The organism is Streptococcus mitis (genome assembly GCF_003942775.1).
Classification (GTDB): domain Bacteria; phylum Bacillota; class Bacilli; order Lactobacillales; family Streptococcaceae; genus Streptococcus; species Streptococcus mitis_CN.
Genome location: NZ_RJNX01000001.1, coordinates 24,869 through 46,452, shown reverse-complemented (window position 1 = coordinate 46,452; position 21,584 = coordinate 24,869). Strand labels below are relative to the sequence as shown.

Below are 21,584 nucleotides of genomic sequence, written 5' to 3'. Positions count from 1 at the left end.
TGGGAATAATTTCTTTTGTTCTCATTAGATTGGTGATACTATGAAGATTAGTAAGAGGCACCTGTTAAACTATTCTATTCTAGTTCCTTACTTACTTTTATCTATTTTGGGTTTGATTGTAGTCTATTCTACAACCAGTGCCATTCTTATCGAAGAAGGTAAAAGTGCCCTCCAATTGGTTCGAAGTCAGGGAATGTTTTGGATATTTAGTTTAATATTGATTGTCTTGATATATAAGCTGAAACTGAATTTTTTAAGAAAAGAACGACTTTTATTTATTGTTATGTTTGTTGAGCTGATTCTCTTAGCTCTGGCTCGCTTAATTGGTACGCCAGTCAATGGAGCCTATGGTTGGATTTCAGTAGGACCTTTGACCATTCAGCCAGCGGAGTATTTGAAGATTATCATCGTCTGGTACTTGGCCCAACGTTTTTCAAAACAACAGGATGAAATTGGTATTTACGATTTTCAAGTTTTAACTCAAAATCAATGGATTCCTCGAGCTTTTAATGATTGGCGTTTTGTCCTCTTGGTAATGATAGGAAGTTTGGCTATTTTCCCAGATTTGGGGAATGCTACAATCCTAGCGCTGGTCGCCTTGATTATGTATACAGTTAGTGGGATTGCTCATCGTTGGTTTATAGTCTTTATCGGTGTATTGTTTGGAGTTTCAGCCCTATCTCTATCAGCTATTTCTGTAATTGGGGTTGATAAGTTTTCAAAAGTTCCAGTATTTGGTTACGTGGCCAAGCGTTTCAGTGCCTACTTTAATCCCTTTGCTGATTTGGCAGGAGCTGGTCACCAACTTGCAAATTCCTACTTTGCTATGGTAAATGGTGGATGGTTTGGTTTAGGCTTAGGAAATTCAATAGAAAAACGTGGTTATTTACCAGAGGCCCATACAGACTTTGTATTTTCAATTGTCATTGAAGAGTTTGGATTTGTGGGAGCCAGTTTGATTTTGGCACTTGTCTTTTTCCTGATTTTGCGAATTATCCTAGTAGGAATTCGTGCTAAGAATCCCTTTAATTCTATGATGGCGATTGGGGTTGGGGGGATGATGTTGGTACAGGTCTTTGTCAATATCGGTGGAATTTCTGGTATTATTCCCTCGACAGGAGTAACCTTCCCCTTCTTATCGCAAGGAGGGAACAGTCTCCTAGTCTTGTCTGTAGCCATCGCCTTTGTCTTAAATATTGATGCAAGTGAAAAACGTGCCCAATTATATGAGGAGTTAGAAGCTCACTCATCAAACTATATGTAGAGCTGAGAGTGGAAAGGATTACCTATGTCTCTTCAAAAATTAGAAAACTATAGTAATAAAGCTGTTATACAAGAAGAAGTATTGATTTTAACAGAATTGTTAGAAGATATTACTAAAAACATGCTTGCCCCAGAGACTTTTGAAAAAATCATACAGTTGAAGGAATTGTCAACTCAAGAAGATTATCAAGGTTTGAATCAATTAGTTACCAGTTTGACAAATGATGAAATGGCTTATATTTCACGCTATTTCTCTATCTTGCCTCTTTTGATTAATATTTCAGAAGACGTGGATTTGGCCTATGAAATCAACCATCAAAATAATATCGATCAAGATTATCTTGGTAAATTATCAGCAACGATCAAAATGGTTGCAGAAAAAGAAAATGCGGTTGAAATTCTAGAACACTTGAATGTTGTCCCTGTTTTGACAGCCCATCCAACACAAGTGCAACGTAAGAGTATGTTGGATTTGACTAACCATATCCATACCCTCTTGCGTAAGTACCGTGATGTGAAATTAGGTTTGATTAATAAGGAAAAATGGCATAATGATCTCCGTCGTTACATTGAGATTATCATGCAGACAGATATGATTCGTGAAAAGAAATTGAAAGTAACCAATGAAATCACGAATGTAATGGAATACTACAATAGTTCATTCCTGAAGGCAGTTCCTCATTTGACTGCTGAGTACAAGCGTCTGGCTAAAAAACACGGCTTGGACTTGAAACATCCTAAACCAATTACCATGGGTATGTGGATTGGTGGAGACCGTGATGGGAATCCTTTTGTTACAGCAGATACCTTGAAACAATCTGCTATGACCCAGTGTGAAGTCATCATGAACTACTATGATGAAAAGATTTATCAGCTTTATCGTGAGTTCTCTCTCTCAACCAGTATTGTCAATGTAAGCAAGCAAGTTAGAGAAATGGCTCGTCAATCCAAGGACAACTCTATTTATCGTGAAAAAGAGCTGTATCGTCGTGCCTTGTTTGATATTCAATCAAAAATCCAAGCAACAAAAACCTATCTGATTGAAGATAAGGAAGTTGGAGCTCGCTATGAAACAGCTAATGATTTTTATAAGGATTTAATTACTATTCGTGATTCCCTCTTGGAAAATAAGGGTGAAGCACTGATTTCTGGTGATTTTGTTGAGTTGATCCAGGCAGTTGAAATTTTTGGTTTCTATTTGGCATCTATTGACATGCGTCAAGATTCTAGTGTTCACGAAGCCTGTGTAGCTGAACTCTTGAAATCAGCAGGTATTCATTCTCATTATAGTGAACTAAGTGAAGAAGAAAAATGCCAGCTTCTCTTGAAAGAATTGGAAGAAGATCCACGTATTCTTTCTGCCACTCATGTTGAAAAATCAGAATTACTTGAAAAAGAATTAGCAATCTTTAAGGCAGCTCGTAAGTTGAAAGATAAGTTGGGAGATGATGTCATTCGTCAGACCATCATTTCACATGCAACCAGCGTATCAGACATGCTGGAATTGGCTATCTTGCTAAAAGAAGTAGGGCTAGTTGATAAAGAAAGAGCTCGTGTCCAAATCGTTCCTCTCTTTGAAACAATCGAGGACTTGGATCACTCAGAAGAAACCATGAGAGAGTACCTTTCACTTCCTCTTGCTAAGAAATGGATTGCTTCACGTAATAACTACCAAGAAATCATGCTTGGTTACTCTGATAGTAATAAAGATGGTGGTTACCTTTCATCATGTTGGACCCTCTACAAGGCTCAACAACAATTGACTGCTATTGGAGATGAATTTGGCGTTAAGGTTACCTTCTTCCACGGCCGTGGTGGTACTGTCGGTCGTGGTGGTGGACCAACCTATGAGGCCATCACCTCTCAACCGCTCAAGTCTATTAAGGATCGTATCCGCTTGACGGAGCAGGGTGAAGTAATTGGAAATAAATACGGTAATAAAGACGCAGCCTACTATAACCTTGAAATGCTAGTATCTGCAGCCATTAACCGTATGATTACTCAGAAGAAGAGCGATACCAATACATCCAATCGTTATGAAGCTATTATGGACCAAGTGGTGGACCGTAGTTACGATATCTACCGTGATTTGGTCTTTGGCAATGACCATTTCTATGATTATTTCTTCGAGTCAAGTCCAATCAAGGCTATTTCAAGCTTTAACATTGGTTCTCGTCCAGCCGCTCGTAAGACTATTACTGAAATCGGTGGTTTGCGAGCTATTCCTTGGGTATTCTCATGGTCGCAAAGTCGCGTCATGTTCCCTGGCTGGTATGGGGTTGGTTCAAGCTTCAAGGAATTTATCGATAAAAATCCAGAGAATATCGCTATCTTACGAGACATGTACCAAAACTGGCCTTTCTTCCAATCGCTTCTTTCAAATGTCGACATGGTCTTGTCAAAATCAAATATGAACATTGCTTTTGAATATGCCAAACTGTGTGAGGATGAAGAAGTCAAAGCAATCTATGAGACTATTCTAAATGAATGGCAAGTTACCAAGGAAGTCATCTTAGCTATTGAAGGTTACGATGAACTCTTGGCTGAAAATCCATATCTAAAAGCAAGTTTGGATTACCGTATGCCTTACTTTAATATCCTCAACTATATCCAGTTGGAGTTGATTAAACGTCAACGCCGAGGAGAATTATCAAGCGATCAAGAAAAATTAATCCATACAACCATCAACGGAATTGCAACAGGATTGCGTAATTCAGGCTGATGCCTATCAAACTTCCTCTTTTCTATAGGGGAAGTTTTTGAATCTTTCAAAAAAATGCTAAAAGAGTCTTGACAAGTAGTTGAAAAATGATATAATTTAACCATTCAGAAAAGTAATCATAATAAACTTTTTAGAGAGTCTGTGGTAGCTGAAAACAGATAAGTGTGATGATGAAAATTGGGCTGAATGGTATTTAGAATTTGAAATCATAAAAATTCGGTGAGCACACCTTACAGTGCATCTCGTTATTGCGAGACAGAGCGATAGGGAAATTCCCTATAATTGAGGTGGTACCGCGCATCGACGTCCTCACACAAGTTTTTTGTGTGAGGACTTTTTTGATGGAGGTTAGTATGGAAAGAAAACGATGGCGTAGCTTGTTGAGATAAGTGAAGTATTTTAAAGGAATAAAAGGAGAAATAGAATGAAAAATAAACGTTTAATTGGAATTATCGCTGCATTAGCAGTCTTAGTAGCAGGAAGCTTGATTTACTCTTCAATGAATAAACAAGAAGCTAAGAATGAAAAGAAAGTTACCAAAGTTGGTGTTCTTCAGTTTGTGAGCCATCCCTCTCTTGACTTGATTTATAAAGGGATCCAAGATGGACTTGCAGAAGAAGGATATAAAGATGATCAAGTTAAAATCGACTTTATGAACTCAGAAGGCGACCAAAGTAAGGTTGCGACAATGAGTAAACAATTGGTTGCAAATGGGAATGACCTTGTAGTAGGGATTGCAACACCAGCTGCTCAAGGCTTGGCTAGTGCCACAAAAGACCTACCGGTTATCATGGCCGCTATTACAGACCCAATCGGTGCGAACTTGGTCAAAGATTTGAAAAAACCAGGTGGCAACATCACAGGGGTATCTGACCATAATCCAGCTCAACAACAAGTTGAACTCATCAAAGCTCTCACACCAAATGTGAAAACAATCGGAGCTCTTTATTCAAGCAGCGAAGACAATTCAAAAACTCAAGTCGAAGAATTTAAGGCTTATGCTGAAAAAGCAGGTTTGACAGTCGAAACATTTGCTGTTCCTTCAACAAATGAAATTGCTTCAACAGTCAATGTTATGACTAGCAAGGTTGATGCTATCTGGGTTCCAATCGATAACACAATCGCATCAGCATTTTCAACTGTTGTATCAAGTAACCAATCAGCTAAAAAGCCAATCTACCCAAGTGCTACTGCCATGGTAGAAGCTGGTGGTTTGGCATCCGTTGTAGTTGACCAACATGACCTTGGTGTGGCAACAGGTAAAATGATTGCGCAAGTCTTGAAAGGTGCAAAACCAGCTGATACTCCAGTTAATGTCTTTTCAACTGGTAAGTCAGTGATTAACAAAAAATTGGCACAAGAATTAGGTATTACGATTCCTGAATCTGTTCTAAAAGAAGCAGGACAAGTGATTGAATAATCTGTAATGGAGGAGTTGGGGACATCTCCTCCAATTTTTTACAATAGAAATTATATAGAAAAGGTTAAGAAACAGATGATATTATCTATTATTTCTCAAGGATTTGTCTGGGCTATTTTAGGTCTGGGAATCTTTATGACATTTAGGATTTTGAACTTTCCAGATATGACGACAGAAGGTTCCTTCCCTCTTGGGGGAGCTGTTGCTGTCACTTTGATAACCAAAGGCGTGAACCCATTTTTAGCGACTCTTGTTGCTGTTGGAGCAGGTTGTTTGGCTGGAATGGCAGCAGGCCTTCTTTATACAAAAGGGAAGATCCCAACCTTGCTCTCAGGGATTTTGGTGATGACTTCTTGTCACTCTATCATGCTCTTGATTATGGGACGTGCAAATTTAGGATTGCTTGGAACCAAGCAAATTCAGGATGTCTTGCCTTTTGATTCAGACTTGAACCAACTCTTGACAGGTCTTATCTTTGTCAGTCTTGTCATTGCTCTCATGCTCTTTTTCTTGGACACCAAACTCGGACAAGCCTATATTGCTACAGGTGACAATCCTGATATGGCTAGAAGTTTCGGGATTCATACTGGGCGCATGGAGCTCATGGGCTTGGTCTTATCAAATGGTGTGATTTCCCTTGCAGGAGCTCTCATTGCCCAGCAAGAAGGGTATGCCGATGTATCTCGAGGAATTGGGGTTATCGTTGTAGGTCTTGCAAGTTTGATTATTGGGGAAGTTATTTTCAAGAGTTTGAGCTTAGCAGAGCGTCTAGTTACTATCGTTGTAGGTTCTATCGCTTATCAATTCTTAGTGTGGGCAGTTATTGCGCTTGGCTTTAATACAAGTTACCTTCGTTTGTACAGCGCCGTGATTTTAGCAGTCTGCCTCATGATTCCAACATTTAAGCAAACAATCTTGAAAGGAGCCAAATTAAGCAAATGACAGCAATTGTAGAATTAAAAAATGCAACCAAAGTCGTTAAAAATGGCTTTGATGAAGAAAAGATTATTTTAAATGATGTTTCCTTAGAAATTTTTGAACAGGACTTTATCACGATTTTAGGTGGAAATGGTGCTGGTAAATCGACCCTCTTTAACACTATTGCAGGAACCTTATCCTTAACCAGTGGAACCATCCGTATTTTAGGTGAAGATGTTACCAAATTTTCACCAGAGAAGCGAGCTAAGTATTTGTCTCGAGTTTTCCAAGATCCAAAGATGGGGACAGCTCCTCGTATGACAGTAGCTGAAAATCTTTTGATTGCCAAGTTTCGTGGTGAAAAGCGTGGATTGTTACCACGACGCTTGACTAGTTATAAGGATGAATTTCAAGCGACCATTGAAAAAGTAGGAAATGGTCTTGAGAAACACTTGAATACGCCAATTGAGTTCTTATCAGGTGGACAAAGACAAGCTTTGAGTCTCTTGATGGCAACTTTGAAGCGTCCTGAATTACTCTTGTTAGATGAGCATACTGCAGCCCTTGATCCAAAGACAAGTGTCGCACTCATGGAGTTGACAGATGAATTTGTTAAGAATGACCAGTTGACAGCCCTTATGATTACTCACCACATGGAAGATGCTCTTAAGTATGGCAATCGCTTAATTGTCATGAAAGAAGGACGGATTATCCAAGATTTGAACCAAGAAGATAAAGCAAAAATGAAAATCTCTGATTATTATCAACTCTTTGAATAAAGTAGGGAAAATGAGTGAAATGGTTTACTTTTTTTCTGAAATAAAGTATACTATATAAAGTAAACTATGATAACATGGAGGTATTGTGTATGGTTGACAAACAAGTCATTGAAGAAATCAAAAACAATGCCAACATTGTGGAAGTCATAGGAGATGTGATTTCTTTACAAAAGGCAGGACGGAACTATCTAGGGCTCTGTCCTTTTCATGGTGAAAAAACACCTTCTTTCAACGTTGTTGAGGATAAGCAGTTTTACCACTGTTTTGGTTGTGGTCGCTCAGGTGATGTCTTTAAATTCATCGAGGAGTATCAAGGAGTTCCCTTTATGGAGGCTGTCCAAATCTTAGGTCAGCGTGTCGGGATAGAGGTGGAAAAACCGCTTTATAGTGAACAGAAGCCAGCTTCACCCCACCAAGCTCTTTATGATATGCACGAAGATGCTGCCAAATTTTATCATGCTATTCTCATGACAACGACCATGGGGGAAGAGGCCAGAAACTACCTTTATCAGCGTGGTTTGACAGATGAAGTGCTCAAGCATTTTCGGATTGGTTTGGCACCCCCAGAGCGAAACTATCTCTATCAACGTTTGTCTGCTCAGTATCGTGAAGAGGATTTCCTAGATTCAGGACTGTTTTATCTCTCGGATGCTAATCAATTTGTAGAGACCTTTCACAATCGCATTATGTTTCCCCTGACAAATGACCAAGGAAAGGTTATTGCCTTCTCAGGTCGTATCTGGCAGAAAACGGATTCACAAACTTCTAAGTATAAAAATAGCCGATCGACTGCAATTTTTAACAAAAGTTACGAATTATATCATATGGATAGGGCTAAAAAATCTTCTGGAAAAGCCAGTGAGATTTATCTGATGGAAGGATTCATGGATGTCATTGCAGCCTATCGGGCTGGAATAGAAAATGCTGTGGCGTCCATGGGAACGGCCTTGAGTCGTGAGCATGTTGAGCATCTGAAAAGGCTAACTAAGAAGTTGGTTCTTGTTTACGATGGCGATAAGGCTGGGCAAGCTGCGACATTGAAAGCGCTGGACGAAATTGGTGATATGCCTGTGCAGATCATCAGCATGCCTGATAACTTGGATCCAGATGAATATCTACAAAAAAATGGTCCAGAAGACTTGGCCTATCTATTAACGAAAACTCGTATTAGTCCGATTGAGTTCTACATTCACCAGTATAAGCCTGAAAATAGTGAAAATTTGCAGGCTCAGATTGAGTTTATTGAAAAAATAGCGCCCTTGATTGTTCAAGAAAAGTCCATCACTGCTCAAAACAGCTATATTCATATTTTAGCTGACAGTCTGGCGTCCTTTGATTATGCCCAGATTGAGCAGATTGTTAATGAGAGCCGTCAGGCACAAAGGCAGAATCGCATGGAAGGAATTTCCAGACCGACGTCAATCACTATGCCTGTCACCAAGCAGTTATCGGCTATTATGAGGGCAGAAGCTCATCTACTTTATCGAATGATGGAATCTCCCCTTATTTTGAATGATTACCGTTTGCGAGAAGACTTTTCATTTGATACACCTGAATTTCAGGTTTTATATGACTTGCTTGGCCAGTATGGAAATCTTCCTCCAGAAGTTCTAGCAGAACAGACAGAGGAAGTTGAGAGAGCTTGGTACCAAGTCTTAGCTCAGGATTTGCCTGCTGAGATGTCACCTCAGGAACTTAGTGAAGTAGAAATGACTCGAAACAAGGCACTCTTGAATCAGGACAATATGAGAATCAAAAAGAAGGTGCAGGAAGCTAGCCATGTAGGAGATACAGACACAGCCCTAGAAGAATTGGAACGTTTAATTTCCCAAAAGAGAAGAATGGAGTAATAATGGCAACAAAACAAAAAGAAGTAACAACATTTGATGTACAAGTAGCAGAATTTATCCGTAATCATAAACAAAAAGGGACAGCAACTGATGATGAAATCAATGCTAGTTTAGTTATTCCTTTTACCTTGGATGCTGATGGAATTGAAGATCTCTTGCAACGGATTCAGGATGCAGGAATTTCAATCACAGATAACGAAGGAAATCCAAGTGCGCGTGTTCTTAGTGCAGAAGAAGAGCCAGAACTCAGTGATGAGGACTTGATTGGTTCAACTTCGGCTAAGGTTAATGACCCTGTCCGTATGTACTTGAAAGAAATCGGGGTCGTACCTCTCTTGACCAATGAAGAGGAAAAAGAATTGGCGCTTGCTGTTGAAGCTGGTGATATCGAAGCCAAACAACGTCTTGCGGAAGCTAACCTTCGTTTAGTTGTTTCTATTGCTAAACGTTATGTCGGCCGTGGTATGCAGTTCCTTGACTTGATTCAAGAAGGAAATATGGGCTTGATGAAGGCGGTTGACAAGTTTGATTATTCTAAAGGTTTCAAGTTTTCAACTTACGCAACTTGGTGGATTCGTCAGGCTATCACTCGTGCTATTGCGGATCAAGCTCGTACTATCCGTATCCCAGTCCACATGGTTGAAACGATTAACAAGCTTGTTCGTGAACAGCGTAATCTCCTTCAAGAATTGGGACAAGATCCGACACCAGAACAAATCGCTGAACGTATGGATATGACACCTGATAAGGTTCGTGAAATCTTGAAGATTGCCCAAGAACCAGTATCTCTTGAAACTCCAATCGGTGAAGAGGATGATAGCCACCTTGGAGACTTTATCGAAGATGAAGTGATTGAAAATCCAGTGGACTATACAACTCGTATCGTCTTGCGTGAGCAGTTGGATGAGGTCTTGGATACTCTTACAGACCGTGAAGAAAACGTCTTGCGCTTGCGCTTCGGACTAGATGATGGTAAAATGCGTACCCTTGAAGATGTGGGTAAAGTCTTTAACGTGACTCGCGAGCGTATCCGTCAGATTGAAGCTAAGGCTTTGAGAAAACTACGTCAACCAAGTCGCAGCAAACCGCTTCGTGATTTTATTGAAGACTAAGAGTGAGGATGAATATGACTTATACAGAAGAGCAAATTGAAAACATCAAAACACGGATTTTAACAGCTTTGGAAGAAGTTATCGACCCTGAGTTGGGAATCGATATTGTCAATCTTGGCTTGATCTATGAAATTCGTTTTGATGGAGATACAGGTCAAACAGAGATTGATATGACTTTGACCACTATGGGTTGTCCCCTAGCAGACCTTTTGACGGACCAGATTTATGATGCCATGACAGAGGTACCAGAAGTAACGGATACTGAGGTTAAATTAGTCTGGTATCCAGCCTGGACCGTTGAAAAAATGAGTCGCTATGCACGCATTGCCCTAGGCATTAAGTAAATATATAATAGCATGTGAGAGATTATTGGAAAAGAGAGGAAATTTCCCCCTCTTTTCCGCTAGTCTCTCCTTTCTTTTGCTGATTTTATTCAAAGAAAATGATATAATAGTAGCTATGGAAAAAAAGAAATTACGCATCAATATGTTGAGTTCAAGTGAGAAAGTAGCAGGACAAGGAGTTTCAGGTGCTTACCGTGAATTAGTTCGTCTTCTTCACCGTGATGCCAAGGACCAATTGATTGTTACAGAAAATCTGCCAATAGAGGCAGATGTGACTCACTTTCATACAATTGATTTCCCCTATTATTTATCAACATTCCAGAAGAAACGCTCAGGAAGGAAAATTGGCTATGTGCATTTCTTACCTGATACACTTGAGGGGAGTTTGAAAATTCCATTTTTATTAAAGGGAATTGTGAAACGCTATGTATTTTCTTTTTACAACCGGATGGAGCATTTGGTGGTGGTCAATCCTATGTTTATCGAGGATTTGGTGGCAGCTGGTATTCCACGTGAGAAAGTGACTTATATTCCTAACTTTGTAAACAAGGAAAAATGGCATCCTCTTCCACAGGAAGAGGTAGCGAGACTGCGAACAGAGCTAGGTCTTAGTGATAATCAGTTTATCGTAGTAGGTGCTGGTCAAGTTCAGAAACGCAAAGGGATTGACGACTTTATCCGTCTGGCTGAGGAATTGCCGCAAATTACCTTTATCTGGGCAGGTGGTTTCTCTTTTGGTGGTATGACAGATGGTTATGAACGCTATAAGAAAATTATGGAGAATCCCCCTAAAAATTTGATCTTTCCAGGAATTGTCTCACCAGAGCGAATGCGCGAGTTGTATGCCCTAGCGAATCTTTTCTTATTACCTAGTTACAATGAGCTCTTTCCGATGACGATTTTAGAGGCTGCCAGTTGTGAAGCTCCGATTATGTTGCGTGATTTAGATCTTTATAAGGTGATTTTAGAGGGAAATTATCGGGCGACAGCAGATAGAGAAGAGATGAAAGAAGCTATTCTGGAATATCAAGCGAATCCTGCTACTTTAAAAGATTTGAAAGAAAAAGCTAAGAATATTTCTAGAGAGTATTCTGAAGAGCATCTGTTACAAATCTGGTTGGACTTTTATGAAAAACAAGCCGCTTTAGGGAGAAAGTAAAAAGTGAGGTAATCTATGCGAATTGGTTTATTTACAGATACCTATTTTCCTCAGGTTTCAGGTGTTGCGACCAGTATTCGAACCTTGAAAACAGAACTTGAAAAGCAGGGGCATGCTGTTTTTATCTTTACTACGACAGATAAGGATGTCAATCGCTACGAAGATTGGCAAATCATCCGTATTCCAAGTGTTCCTTTCTTTGCTTTTAAGGATCGCCGCTTTGCCTATCGAGGATTCAGCAAGGCGCTTGAAATTGCTAAACAATATCAGCTAGATATTATCCACACTCAGACAGAATTTTCTCTTGGTTTGTTGGGGATTTGGATTGCGCGTGAATTGAAAATCCCAGTCATCCATACCTATCACACCCAATACGAAGACTATGTCCACTATATTGCGAAGGGGATGTTGATTCGTCCTAGTATGGTCAAGTATCTGGTTAGAGGTTTCCTGCATGATGTGGATGGAGTCATTTGCCCGAGTGAGATTGTCCGAGACTTGCTATCTGACTATAAGGTCAAGGTTGAAAAACGGGTCATTCCAACAGGGATTGAATTAGCTAAGTTTGAGCGTCCGGAAATCAAGCAGGAAAATTTGAAAGAACTACGTAGTAAACTAGGGATTCAAGATGATGAAAAGATGTTGCTTAGTCTTTCCAGAATTTCCTATGAAAAAAATATTCAAGCAGTGCTAGCAGCCTTTGCAGAAGTTCTGAAAGAGGAAGACAAGGTTAAACTGGTGGTAGCTGGGGATGGTCCTTATCTGGATGACCTCAAAGAGCAAGCCCAGAAACTAGAGATTCAAGACTCCGTTATCTTTACAGGTATGATTGCTCCTAGTGAGACCGCTCTTTACTATAAGGCGGCGGATTTCTTCATCTCGGCCTCGACGAGTGAAACGCAAGGTTTGACTTACTTGGAAAGCTTAGCTAGTGGGACGCCTGTCATTGCTCACGGAAATCCTTATCTGGACAATCTTATCAGTGATAAAATGTTTGGAACCTTGTACTATGGGGAACATGATTTGGCCGGAGCTATTCTGGAGGCCCTGATTGCAACGCCAGATATGGATGAGCATACCTTATCAGAAAAATTGTACGAGATTTCAGCTGAGAACTTTGGAAAACGAGTGCATGAGTTTTATCTGGATGCCATTATTTCAAATAACTTCCAGAAAGATTTAGCCAAAGATGATACGGTCAGTCAGCGTATCTTTAAGACAGTTTTGTATTTACCGCAACAGGTGGTTGCTGTGCCCGTAAAAGGCTCTAGACGAATGCTGAGGGCTTCAAAAACACAGTTAATCAGCATCAGAGATTATTGGAAAGACCATGAAGAATAGAAAGAGGAATAGCTATGAAAAAACAATTGATGAGAAGTGGTAGTGATCAAAAAATTGCTGGAGTATGTGCTGGGGTCGCAAATTATTTTGATATTGATCCGACTATTGTTCGTGTAATATGGGGTGTTCTTGCATTTTGTTATGGGGCAGGAATTGTAGCTTATATCATTTTATGGATTATTGCGCCGGTAGCAAGTGACTATTGAAAACTAGCTAAATTCATGCTAAGATAATAGAAAATAGAATGTAACGAAGGAGATAAAAATGGCATTTGGAGATAATGGAAATCGTAAAAAAACGATGTTTGAGAAAATAACCTTGTTTATCGTGATTATCATGCTAGTAGCAAGTTTATTGGGAATTTTTGCAACTGCAATTGGTGCCCTCAGTAATCTATAAAATAGATACAAGAACATTTTGTGACTGGGATTTCCCAGCCCTTTTTTAAAGTGAGAAGAAAAAATGAGTATGTTTTTAGATACAGCCAAGATTAAGGTCAAGGCTGGTAATGGTGGCGATGGTATGGTTGCCTTTCGCCGTGAAAAATATGTCCCTAATGGCGGTCCTTGGGGTGGTGATGGTGGACGTGGAGGTAATGTGGTCTTCGTTGTAGACGAAGGACTACGTACCTTGATGGATTTCCGCTATAACCGTCATTTCAAGGCTGATTCTGGTGAAAAAGGAATGACCAAAGGGATGCATGGTCGTGGTGCAGAGGATCTCAGAGTTCGTGTTCCACAAGGTACGACTGTGCGTGATGCGGAGACTGGCAAGGTCTTGACAGATTTGATTGAACATGGTCAAGAATTTATCGTTGCTCACGGAGGTCGCGGTGGACGTGGAAATATCCGCTTTGCGACACCAAAAAATCCTGCACCTGAAATCTCTGAAAATGGAGAACCAGGTCAGGAACGTGAGTTACAATTGGAACTAAAAATCTTGGCAGATGTTGGTTTAGTAGGTTTCCCATCTGTAGGGAAATCAACTCTTTTAAGTGTTATTACATCTGCTAAACCAAAAATCGGTGCCTACCACTTTACGACCATTGTACCAAATCTAGGTATGGTTCGCACCCAATCAGGTGAATCCTTTGCAGTAGCCGATCTGCCAGGTTTGATTGAAGGGGCTAGTCAAGGTGTCGGTCTGGGAACCCAGTTCCTCCGTCATATCGAACGTACACGTGTCATCCTCCATATCATTGATATGTCAGCTAGCGAAGGCCGTGATCCATATGAGGATTATCTTGCCATCAATAAAGAGCTGGAGTCATACAATCTTCGTCTCATGGAGCGTCCACAGATTATTGTAGCCAATAAGATGGATATGCCTGAGAGTCAGGAAAATCTTGAAGAATTCAAGAAAAAATTAGCTGAAAACTATGATGAATTTGAAGAGTTACCAGCTATCTTCCCAATATCTGGTTTGACCAAGCAAGGTCTGGCTACACTTTTGGATGCTACAGCTGAATTGTTAGACAAGACACCAGAATTCTTGCTCTACGACGAGTCAGATATGGAAGAAGAAGCTTACTATGGATTTGATGAGGAAGAAAAAGCCTTTGAAATTAGTCGTGATGACGATGCGACATGGGTACTTTCTGGTGAAAAACTCATGAAACTCTTTAATATGACCAACTTTGATCGTGACGAATCAGTCATGAAATTTGCCCGTCAATTACGTGGTATGGGGGTTGATGAAGCCCTTCGTGCGCGTGGTGCTAAAGATGGTGACTTGGTCCGAATTGGTAAATTTGAGTTTGAATTTGTAGACTAGGAGACTGATATGGGAGATAAACCGATATCTTTCCGAGATGCGGATGGCAATTTTGTTTCCGCCGCAGATGTTTGGAATGAAAAGAAATTGGAAGAACTATTTAATCGTCTCAATCCAAATCGTGCTCTGAGATTAGCACGAACTAAAAAAGAAAATCCATCTCAGTAAAGAATATAAAAGAATTCCGTGCCTCATCAGGACACGGAATTTTGTTATTCTTCAAAGAAAAATGGTGGAGCGAATTTTTTCAGTTCTTCAAAGCATCTTTGGGCAGCTTCTGCATCTTCACAGATGACAAGGCAGACATCATCACCACAGAGAGTAGCGATAGCGTCAGAGAAACTTAAAGCATCAATGATAGAACCAAAGGATTGAGCAAGTCCAGGAAGTGTTTTTAATAGGACTTGGTGTTGAACTGGGCGCATCAAGACAAGAGCATCTTCCATGTAGATTTCGAGACGTTTCTCCCATTTTGAGATAGAGCCTGTATTGAGCACGTAGTAAGAGTTGTCTTCTTCACGTACTTTTGACAGGTTCATATTTTTTATGTCGCGTGAGAGAGTTGCCTGGGTAACTTGAATGTCGTTATCAGCAAGAAGGGCTTGCAACTCAGCCTGTGTATGAATCTTGTTTTTAGTTACAAGAGCTCGTATGAGTTGGTGTCGGTGTTCAGATTTATTCATAAAATATTACTCCTTGTACAAGGTACAGAAAGCGTGGACTGAACGAGAACGTCAGTCGAGTGGTAAGCGGTATTGTCACGTATGATGATTTCAAAGTCAGTAGTATAGAGAACTATACGGAGGAAATCTCCTTCTTTTAACTTGTCACTAGTTGGGTGTAGATGAATTGGGTATCTATCCGTTTATCTACATTGGTGTCCTCTACTAACAGTAAATCATTCAATTAGGGTAGCCTTTTGTCACGACTTGTTGTGAATTTACGATTAATGTCAATTCACAGAGATTGTCCAACATGTGGAGTGGTAGCGAGTGTTATTAATGAGTACATATGTTGGTTAGGGTCTTAGTATCTTTTGTCTAAGCTCCCGTGTAGACCTATCATAAGCCCATATTGGGATTGAAGTTGACCCAAAGTTTATGTTTGTTTCAACTGTTCAAGTGGAAATAGTTCCGTATTGAAATTCTAATATATTATACCTTTTGATAAGGTAGGATAAGTGTAGACTGTTCAAGATCAACAGTCAGGTGGTAAGCGGTATTGTCACGGATTGTGATTTCAAAGTCAGTAGTATAGAGGACTAAACGAAGAGTATCTCCTTCTTTTAACTTGTAAATAGTTGGTTGCAGTTCAAATTGCACATCCATCCATTCATCTGCAGTAATATCCTCTACTAACAGTAAATCATTTCTATTTTGTAAATTGAGGTAGCCTTTTGTCACGACGCGTTGTGCATTTTCACGAAAAGGCAATTCGTTAAGATTTTCCAACATGTAGTAGCGACCGTTGTCAATGGTTCTAGCACTTAATACAGCTGGATAAGGTTGTAGGTATTTCTTCTGTCCAAATTCTAGCAGTTGGGCAGATAAGAGCCCCTTATTTGTACTGGATTTGATACGAAGATTGAGTTGGGCACGACCGTTCAGGTGGAGATCCTTGGTCACAGGAAGGTCAATAGTAATCTGATTGACTTTCCCTTGATAGAGTTCCGTATTGAAGGTCTGGTATGTCTTACCATAACGCTCAAAATCCTTATCTAAATACTGGTTTTGAATAACTTGCTCTTCTTGACCAAGTGAGAATGTTTCAAAGTTATCTTGCTCACCGAAGGTATCAAGTGATAACCAAGTCTGAGGAGCTGTATTATCCTGCCAAATGACAGTAGGGAGTTGAAAATCTGTATCTTCTCCCAGTAATTTCTTAGTCAATAAGGCATTCATGGATTCACGAAAGTCAATGGACTGCCAGTTGTTCATGTACACATGAGCGCCATTATGGAAAAAGAGGTGCTTGTTTATATGAGCTGGAAGAGCATGAAACATCTGGTAAACATGAAGTGGTTTGACATTCCAATCCTGAGAACCATGAGTAAAGACAACCTCTGCTTTTACCTTATGGGCATTGAGCAGATAATTGCGATCATGCCAAAACTGATTATAGTCACCAGATTTGCGATCCAGTTGCACTTTTACTTTTTCTAAGTCAGCTTGGTGAGCCTCATTACCACGGATATAGTCACCAGCCAAGAGATTACGAGAGTAGGTTAGTTCAGCAAGGGAGTCAAAGTCCTCACCTGGATAACCACCTGGGCTAGTCACCAGACCGTTTTCACGGTAGTAGTTGTACCATGAAGAAATGCCAGCCTCGGCAATGATAACCTCTAAACCATCTACACCTGTAGTCGCCAGACCATTGGACATGGTACCTAGATAGGAAAGTCCAGTTGTGGCAACTTTTCCGTTTGACCAGTCAGCTTTGACTTGACGCTGGCGCGTATGGTCAGTAAAGGCACGGCAGCGACCATTGAGCCAGTCAATGACATTTTTATAAGCCTCGATTTGCTGGTAGTCTCCGTTAGTCATGAAACCAGTAGAGTCTTTGGTACCAACACCTGATACATAGAGATTGGCAAAACCTCGTGGAAGGAAGTAGTCGTTGAGTGTATAGCTAGCGTTGATGTGCGTTAGCATTTCCTCAGCTTCTGACACAAGCTCAGCTTGACCTTGAGGTTGGACGAGATTTAGTTGAGGTTCCTCTAGCTCAATCTTGTGAGCAGGTTTAACCTCGAGATTGCCCTCCATCTTGTAAAGAGCTTTATCGCTGGCTTTATCATTTGTTCCCTGATGATAGGGACTTGCAGTCATGATAGCAGGGATTTGCCCGTCATAACGAGGACGAATAATGCTGACCTTGACTAAGTCTGGTAGCCCTTTTCGGTCAGTATCGACACGAGTCTCAACGTAAACAACTTCACGAATGACATCATGGCTAGAAAAAGTAGCCAAACTCTTGCCGTTAAAGTAGTGATAGTCATTATCCTCAGGAATAAGACCGTCACTGATAAGTTGGTCGATAAGAGTGTTCCCCTTTTTAGTGCGAGTATTGAGTAAGTGATAGAGATTTTCAATCAAGTCACCATATACAATGGGAAAACCAGTCTCTTTACGAAAAACATCACTGTCTTCAAAGTCAACCAAATAAGAAAAACCTAAAAGTTGAAAGGCTACAGTATAGAAAATATCTGCAGTCAGTTCTTTGTCTGACTGAAAAAATGTCAGTAAGTCAGTTTCTTTATCAACTGCTAAACTGGATAGGGGATAGGTGCTATCTTTGTAATTAAAAAAGAAACGAATAAGAAACGCTTCAAGCGTTTTTTTATTTGTAATATTGACCGGTAAATCGAATCCATACTTTTTTAATTCAAAGATAATTGTATCTCTAGGTAGCGCAAAATAGCTGAATTGATTAAAACGCATAAAACCTCCTATTTATGAAATATATTGAGGTTATTATATCAAAAAATAGAGAGAAAAGAAACTATAAAAATTAACAGAAATTATAATAAATAAAAATAAGTATTTATGAAATAAACATGTAAAATGATAAGCTTAAATACAAAAATATTAGCGATGCTGTTGAAAATCGGGCAAGGATCGTCTAGTCAACTATGATTTGAGTTATCAGATATTAAAGCATCAGTAATACTAATAGAAATTTAAAGAAAATGGTATAATATAGTGAGAACGATAGAGGAGAAGTGTAAATTGATCGCACAACTAGATACAAAAACAGTCTATAGTTTTATGGAGAGTGTCATTTCAATTGACAAGTATGTGAGAGTAGCAAAAGACTATGGATACACTCATCTGGCTATGATGGATATTGACAATCTTTATGGGGCTTTCGACTTTCTAGAGGTTACAAAAAAATACGGCATTCATCCTTTATTAGGGCTTGAAATGAATGTGCTTGTAGATGACAAGGATGTGAATCTGCGCTTTTTAGCTCTATCTAGTGTGGGCTATCAGCAGTTGATGAAACTTTCAACAGCCAAGATGCAGGGGGAGAAAAGTTGGTCAGTTCTATCTCAGTATCTAGAGGATATTGCGGTAATTGTGCCTTATTTTGAAGAACTTGAGTTATTAAATCTAGGCTGTGATTACTATATAGGGGTTTACCCAGAAACACTGGCCAGCGAATTTCACCATCCTATTTTGCCATTGTATCGGGTCAATACATTTGAAAGTAAGGATAGAGAAGTTCTTCAAGTATTAACAGCGATTAAAGAAAACCTACCGCTCAGAGAAGTCCCTTTGCGTTCGAGACAAGATGTTTTTATATCAGCAAGTTCTTTAGAGAAACTATTCCAAGAACGTTTTCCTCAAGCCTTGGAAAACTTAGAAAAGCTGATTTCAGGTATCTCTTATAACTTGGATACTAGTCTGAAACTGCCTCGTTTTAATCCAGCTAGACCAGCAGTAGAAGAGTTGAGAGAACGTGCTGAATTGGGGCTTGCTCAGAAGAGGTTAACTGGTAAAGAATATCAAGACCGTCTAGACCAAGAATTGGCTGTTATTCATGATATGGGCTTTGATGATTATTTCTTGGTTGTTTGGGATTTATTGCGTTTTGGACGTTCGAATGGCTATTATATGGGAATGGGACGAGGTTCCGCAGTTGGTAGCTTGGTTTCCTATGCTCTAGACATTACAGGGATTGACCCAGTAGAGAAAAATCTGATTTTTGAACGTTTCCTCAATCGTGAACGCTATACTATGCCTGATATTGATATTGATATTCCTGATATTTATCGTCCAGATTTTATCAGGTATGTTGGCAATAAATATGGCAGTAAACATGCTGCTCAAATCGTTACTTTTTCTACCTTTGGGGCTAAGCAAGCTCTTCGAGATGTATTGAAACGCTTTGGTGTGCCCGAGTATGAATTATCTGCAATTACTAAGAAAATCAGTTTTCGGGACAATCTTAAGTCAGCCTATGAGGGCAATCTGCAGTTTCGTCAGCAAATCAATAGTAAGTTAGAATACCAAAAAGCCTTTGAAATTGCCTGCAAGATTGAAGGATATCCAAGACAAACCTCTATCCATGCAGCTGGTGTTGTAATCAGTGACCAAGATTTGACCAATTACATCCCTCTAAAGCATGGTGACGAAATTCCACTGACTCAATATGATGCTCATGGAGTTGAAGCTAGTGGACTTTTGAAAATGGATTTTCTGGGGCTACGAAATTTGACCTTTGTTCAGAAAATGCAAGAGTTGCTTGCTGAAACAGAAGGTATTCACCTTAAAATTGAAGAAATAGATTTGGAAGACAAAGAAACGCTAGCTCTTTTTGCTTCTGGTAATACAAAAGGTATCTTTCAATTTGAACAACCTGGTGCTATTCGCCTGCTCAAGCGTGTCCAACCAGTCTGTTTTGAAGATGTCGTAGCAACTACTTCCCTAAATCGACCAGGTGCAAGTGACTACATCAATAATTTTGTGGCAAGAAAACATGGGCAGGAAGAAGTGACTGTTCTGGATCCAGTACTGGAGGATATTTTGGCTCCAACTTACGGAATTATGCTCTATCAGGAGCAGGTTATGCAGGTTGCTCAGCGTTTTGCTGGATTTAGTCTTGGGAAAGCCGATATTTTGCGTCGAGCTATGGGGAAAAAGGATGCCTCTGCCATGCATGAGATGAGAGCTTCTTTTATTCAAGGTTCATTAGAAGCTGGACATACTGCGGAAAAGGCAGAGCAGGTCTTTGATGTCATGGAGAAGTTTGCAGGTTATGGTTTTAACCGTTCTCATGCCTATGCATACTCAGCCTTGGCTTTCCAGTTGGCCTATTTCAAAACACATTATCCAGCGATTTTTTATCAGATTATGTTGAATTCTGCCAACAGTGATTATGTAACAGATGCCTTAGAAGCAGGTTTTGAAGTAGCCCCATTATCCATCAATACTATTCCCTATCACGATAAAATTGCCAACAAGTCTATCTATCTAGGTCTGAAATCGATTAAGGGACTCAGCAAGGATTTGGCGCTTTGGATTATTGAACATAGACCTTATTCTAATATTGAAGATTTTTTAGCTAAACTACCTGAGAATTATTTGAAACTTCCCTTGCTGGAACCTTTGGTAAAAGTTGGTCTTTTCGATTCATTTGAAAAAAATCGTCAAAAAGTATTCAATAATTTAGCTAATCTATTTGAATTTGTGAAAGTATTAGGAAGCTTATTTGGAGAGACCATCTATAGTTGGCAAGATTCGGAGGACTGGACGGACCAAGAAAAATTCTACATGGAACAAGAGCTCCTAGGAGTAGGCGTGAGCAAACATCCTCTACAAGCTATTGCAAGTAAGGCTATTTATCCGATTACTCCAATTGGGAATTTGTCAGAAAATAGCTATGCTATTATCTTGGTTGAAGTTCAGAAGATAAAAGTAATTCGTACCAAAAAAGGTGAAAATATGGCTTTCTTACAGGTGGATGACAGTAAGAAAAAATTGGATGTTACCCTCTTTTCAGATTTATATCGACAGGTTGCTCAGGAAGTAAGAGAAGGAGCCTTCTACTATATTAAAGGGAAAGTCCAGTCACGTGACGGTCGTCTGCAAATGATTGCACAAGAAATAAGAGAAGCAGTGGCTGAGCGCTTTTGGATTCAGGTGAAAAATCATGACTCGGATCAAGAAATGTCACGTATTTTAGACCAGTATAAAGGCCCAATCCCAGTCATTATCAGGTATGAAGAGGAGCAGAGAACAATTGTTTCTCCAAACCATTTTGTAGCTAAATCTGATGAATTAGAGGCGAAATTGAATGGAATGGTTATGAAAACGATTTATCGCTAAAATTACGGAAAATAGAAGAATTTTCAACGTAAATGTGGTATAATCAGTAAGAATGTTAAAAGAAAAAGGAGCATAA

General features: G+C 39.7%; 17 protein-coding genes, 1 pseudogene and 1 other annotated feature. Of the genes and pseudogenes, 15 read left to right on the top strand and 3 right to left on the bottom strand.

Annotation, left to right across the window (positions count from 1 at the left end; genetic code table 11):
- Positions 1 to 40 precede the first annotated feature (40 nt).
- The 14 genes from ftsW to D8848_RS00140 all read left to right on the top strand — a co-directional run bounded on the left by ftsW (position 41) and on the right by D8848_RS00140 (position 14,849).
- The gene (gene ftsW / locus D8848_RS00205) at positions 41 to 1,264 is read left to right on the top strand and encodes a cell division peptidoglycan polymerase FtsW (RefSeq protein ID WP_024057920.1); all 1,224 of its coding nucleotides are present in this window, start codon (positions 41 to 43) and stop codon (positions 1,262 to 1,264) included.
- A gap of 24 nt (positions 1,265 to 1,288) precedes the next feature.
- Positions 1,289 to 3,985, top strand: a complete 2,697-nt coding sequence (ppc, locus tag D8848_RS00200; RefSeq protein WP_049499358.1) for a phosphoenolpyruvate carboxylase — start codon at positions 1,289 to 1,291, stop codon at positions 3,983 to 3,985.
- 96 nt (positions 3,986 to 4,081) lie between these two features.
- Positions 4,082 to 4,299 (top strand) — a binding site (T-box leader).
- A 110-nt stretch (positions 4,300 to 4,409) separates the two neighbouring features.
- On the top strand, positions 4,410 to 5,405 hold the full coding sequence (trpX, locus tag D8848_RS00195; protein WP_125443815.1) for a tryptophan ABC transporter substrate-binding protein: 996 nt from the start codon (positions 4,410 to 4,412) through the stop codon (positions 5,403 to 5,405).
- Positions 5,406 to 5,480: 75 nt separating this feature from the next.
- On the top strand, positions 5,481 to 6,347 hold the full coding sequence (locus D8848_RS00190; protein ID WP_125443817.1) for an ABC transporter permease: 867 nt from the start codon (positions 5,481 to 5,483) through the stop codon (positions 6,345 to 6,347).
- Positions 6,344 to 7,102: an ABC transporter ATP-binding protein gene (locus tag D8848_RS00185; protein ID WP_045611494.1), complete on the top strand. Its 759-nt coding sequence runs from the start codon at positions 6,344 to 6,346 to the stop codon at positions 7,100 to 7,102. The genes D8848_RS00190 and D8848_RS00185 overlap by 4 nt, the downstream gene beginning before the upstream one ends.
- Before the next feature lie 89 nt (positions 7,103 to 7,191).
- Positions 7,192 to 8,952 carry a DNA primase gene (dnaG, locus tag D8848_RS00180; RefSeq protein ID WP_125443819.1) on the top strand — a complete coding sequence of 587 codons (1,761 nt, stop codon included), beginning with the start codon at positions 7,192 to 7,194 and terminating at the stop codon, positions 8,950 to 8,952.
- A gap of 2 nt (positions 8,953 to 8,954) precedes the next feature.
- Positions 8,955 to 10,064 carry an RNA polymerase sigma factor RpoD gene (gene rpoD / locus D8848_RS00175; protein WP_004259586.1) on the top strand — a complete coding sequence of 370 codons (1,110 nt, stop codon included), beginning with the start codon at positions 8,955 to 8,957 and terminating at the stop codon, positions 10,062 to 10,064.
- A 14-nt stretch (positions 10,065 to 10,078) separates the two neighbouring features.
- Positions 10,079 to 10,408, top strand: coding sequence for a metal-sulfur cluster assembly factor (locus D8848_RS00170; protein ID WP_125443821.1), 330 nt, complete (start codon positions 10,079 to 10,081; stop codon positions 10,406 to 10,408).
- A gap of 115 nt (positions 10,409 to 10,523) precedes the next feature.
- Positions 10,524 to 11,567, top strand: coding sequence for an alpha-galactosylglucosyldiacylglycerol synthase (gene cpoA, locus D8848_RS00165; RefSeq protein ID WP_260467251.1), 1,044 nt, complete (start codon positions 10,524 to 10,526; stop codon positions 11,565 to 11,567).
- Positions 11,568 to 11,582: 15 nt separating this feature from the next.
- Entirely contained in the window at positions 11,583 to 12,908 is a 1,326-nt protein-coding gene (locus D8848_RS00160) for a glycosyltransferase family 4 protein (RefSeq protein ID WP_125443822.1), read from the top strand.
- A 14-nt stretch (positions 12,909 to 12,922) separates the two neighbouring features.
- A complete protein-coding gene (locus D8848_RS00155; protein WP_000744434.1) occupies positions 12,923 to 13,114 on the top strand; it encodes a PspC domain-containing protein in 192 nt (63 codons plus the stop codon).
- Between the two features lie 58 nt (positions 13,115 to 13,172).
- Positions 13,173 to 13,307, top strand: a complete 135-nt coding sequence (locus D8848_RS00150; RefSeq protein ID WP_000863859.1) for a DUF4044 domain-containing protein — start codon at positions 13,173 to 13,175, stop codon at positions 13,305 to 13,307.
- Positions 13,308 to 13,370: 63 nt separating this feature from the next.
- Positions 13,371 to 14,681 (top strand): GTPase ObgE, encoded by a 1,311-nt coding sequence (gene obgE, locus D8848_RS00145; protein ID WP_000061642.1) that lies wholly within the window; start codon positions 13,371 to 13,373, stop codon positions 14,679 to 14,681.
- A 9-nt stretch (positions 14,682 to 14,690) separates the two neighbouring features.
- Positions 14,691 to 14,849, top strand: a complete 159-nt coding sequence (locus D8848_RS00140; protein WP_001808548.1) for a hypothetical protein — start codon at positions 14,691 to 14,693, stop codon at positions 14,847 to 14,849.
- A gap of 44 nt (positions 14,850 to 14,893) precedes the next feature.
- Here D8848_RS00140 and D8848_RS00135 read toward each other — a convergent pair whose 3' ends face one another.
- From D8848_RS00135 to D8848_RS00130, 3 genes and pseudogenes are all read right to left on the bottom strand, one after another.
- Positions 14,894 to 15,364, bottom strand: coding sequence for an arginine repressor (locus tag D8848_RS00135; RefSeq protein ID WP_125443823.1), 471 nt, complete (start codon positions 15,362 to 15,364; stop codon positions 14,894 to 14,896).
- Positions 15,361 to 15,661: pseudogene (locus D8848_RS11015) on the bottom strand (Xaa-Pro dipeptidyl-peptidase); the annotation flags it as partial. The gene D8848_RS00135 and the pseudogene D8848_RS11015, both read right to left, overlap by 4 nt.
- Positions 15,662 to 15,835: 174 nt before the next feature.
- The gene (locus D8848_RS00130) at positions 15,836 to 18,118 is read right to left on the bottom strand and encodes a Xaa-Pro dipeptidyl-peptidase (RefSeq protein ID WP_125443824.1); all 2,283 of its coding nucleotides are present in this window, start codon (positions 18,116 to 18,118) and stop codon (positions 15,836 to 15,838) included.
- 288 nt (positions 18,119 to 18,406) lie between these two features.
- Here D8848_RS00130 and D8848_RS00125 point away from each other — a divergent pair, with 288 nt between their 5' ends.
- A complete protein-coding gene (locus tag D8848_RS00125; RefSeq protein ID WP_185756825.1) occupies positions 18,407 to 21,508 on the top strand; it encodes a DNA polymerase III subunit alpha in 3,102 nt (1,033 codons plus the stop codon).
- Positions 21,509 to 21,584 lie beyond the last annotated feature (76 nt).

Excerpts from the sequence above, each read along its gene's own strand:
- ftsW (WP_024057920.1), top strand. The coding sequence starts at position 41 with ATGAAGATTAGTAAGAGGCACCTGTTAAACTATTCTATTCTAGTTCCT.
- ppc (WP_049499358.1), top strand. The coding sequence starts at position 1,289 with ATGTCTCTTCAAAAATTAGAAAACTATAGTAATAAAGCTGTTATACAA.
- trpX (WP_125443815.1), top strand. The coding sequence starts at position 4,410 with ATGAAAAATAAACGTTTAATTGGAATTATCGCTGCATTAGCAGTCTTA.
- D8848_RS00190 (WP_125443817.1), top strand. The coding sequence starts at position 5,481 with ATGATATTATCTATTATTTCTCAAGGATTTGTCTGGGCTATTTTAGGT.
- D8848_RS00185 (WP_045611494.1), top strand. The coding sequence starts at position 6,344 with ATGACAGCAATTGTAGAATTAAAAAATGCAACCAAAGTCGTTAAAAAT.
- dnaG (WP_125443819.1), top strand. The coding sequence starts at position 7,192 with ATGGTTGACAAACAAGTCATTGAAGAAATCAAAAACAATGCCAACATT.
- rpoD (WP_004259586.1), top strand. The coding sequence starts at position 8,955 with ATGGCAACAAAACAAAAAGAAGTAACAACATTTGATGTACAAGTAGCA.
- D8848_RS00170 (WP_125443821.1), top strand. The coding sequence starts at position 10,079 with ATGACTTATACAGAAGAGCAAATTGAAAACATCAAAACACGGATTTTA.
- cpoA (WP_260467251.1), top strand. The coding sequence starts at position 10,524 with ATGGAAAAAAAGAAATTACGCATCAATATGTTGAGTTCAAGTGAGAAA.
- D8848_RS00160 (WP_125443822.1), top strand. The coding sequence starts at position 11,583 with ATGCGAATTGGTTTATTTACAGATACCTATTTTCCTCAGGTTTCAGGT.
- D8848_RS00155 (WP_000744434.1), top strand. The coding sequence starts at position 12,923 with ATGAAAAAACAATTGATGAGAAGTGGTAGTGATCAAAAAATTGCTGGA.
- D8848_RS00150 (WP_000863859.1), top strand. The coding sequence starts at position 13,173 with ATGGCATTTGGAGATAATGGAAATCGTAAAAAAACGATGTTTGAGAAA.
- obgE (WP_000061642.1), top strand. The coding sequence starts at position 13,371 with ATGAGTATGTTTTTAGATACAGCCAAGATTAAGGTCAAGGCTGGTAAT.
- D8848_RS00140 (WP_001808548.1), top strand. The coding sequence starts at position 14,691 with ATGGGAGATAAACCGATATCTTTCCGAGATGCGGATGGCAATTTTGTT.
- D8848_RS00135 (WP_125443823.1), bottom strand. The coding sequence starts at position 15,364 with ATGAATAAATCTGAACACCGACACCAACTCATACGAGCTCTTGTAACT.
- D8848_RS00130 (WP_125443824.1), bottom strand. The coding sequence starts at position 18,118 with ATGCGTTTTAATCAATTCAGCTATTTTGCGCTACCTAGAGATACAATT.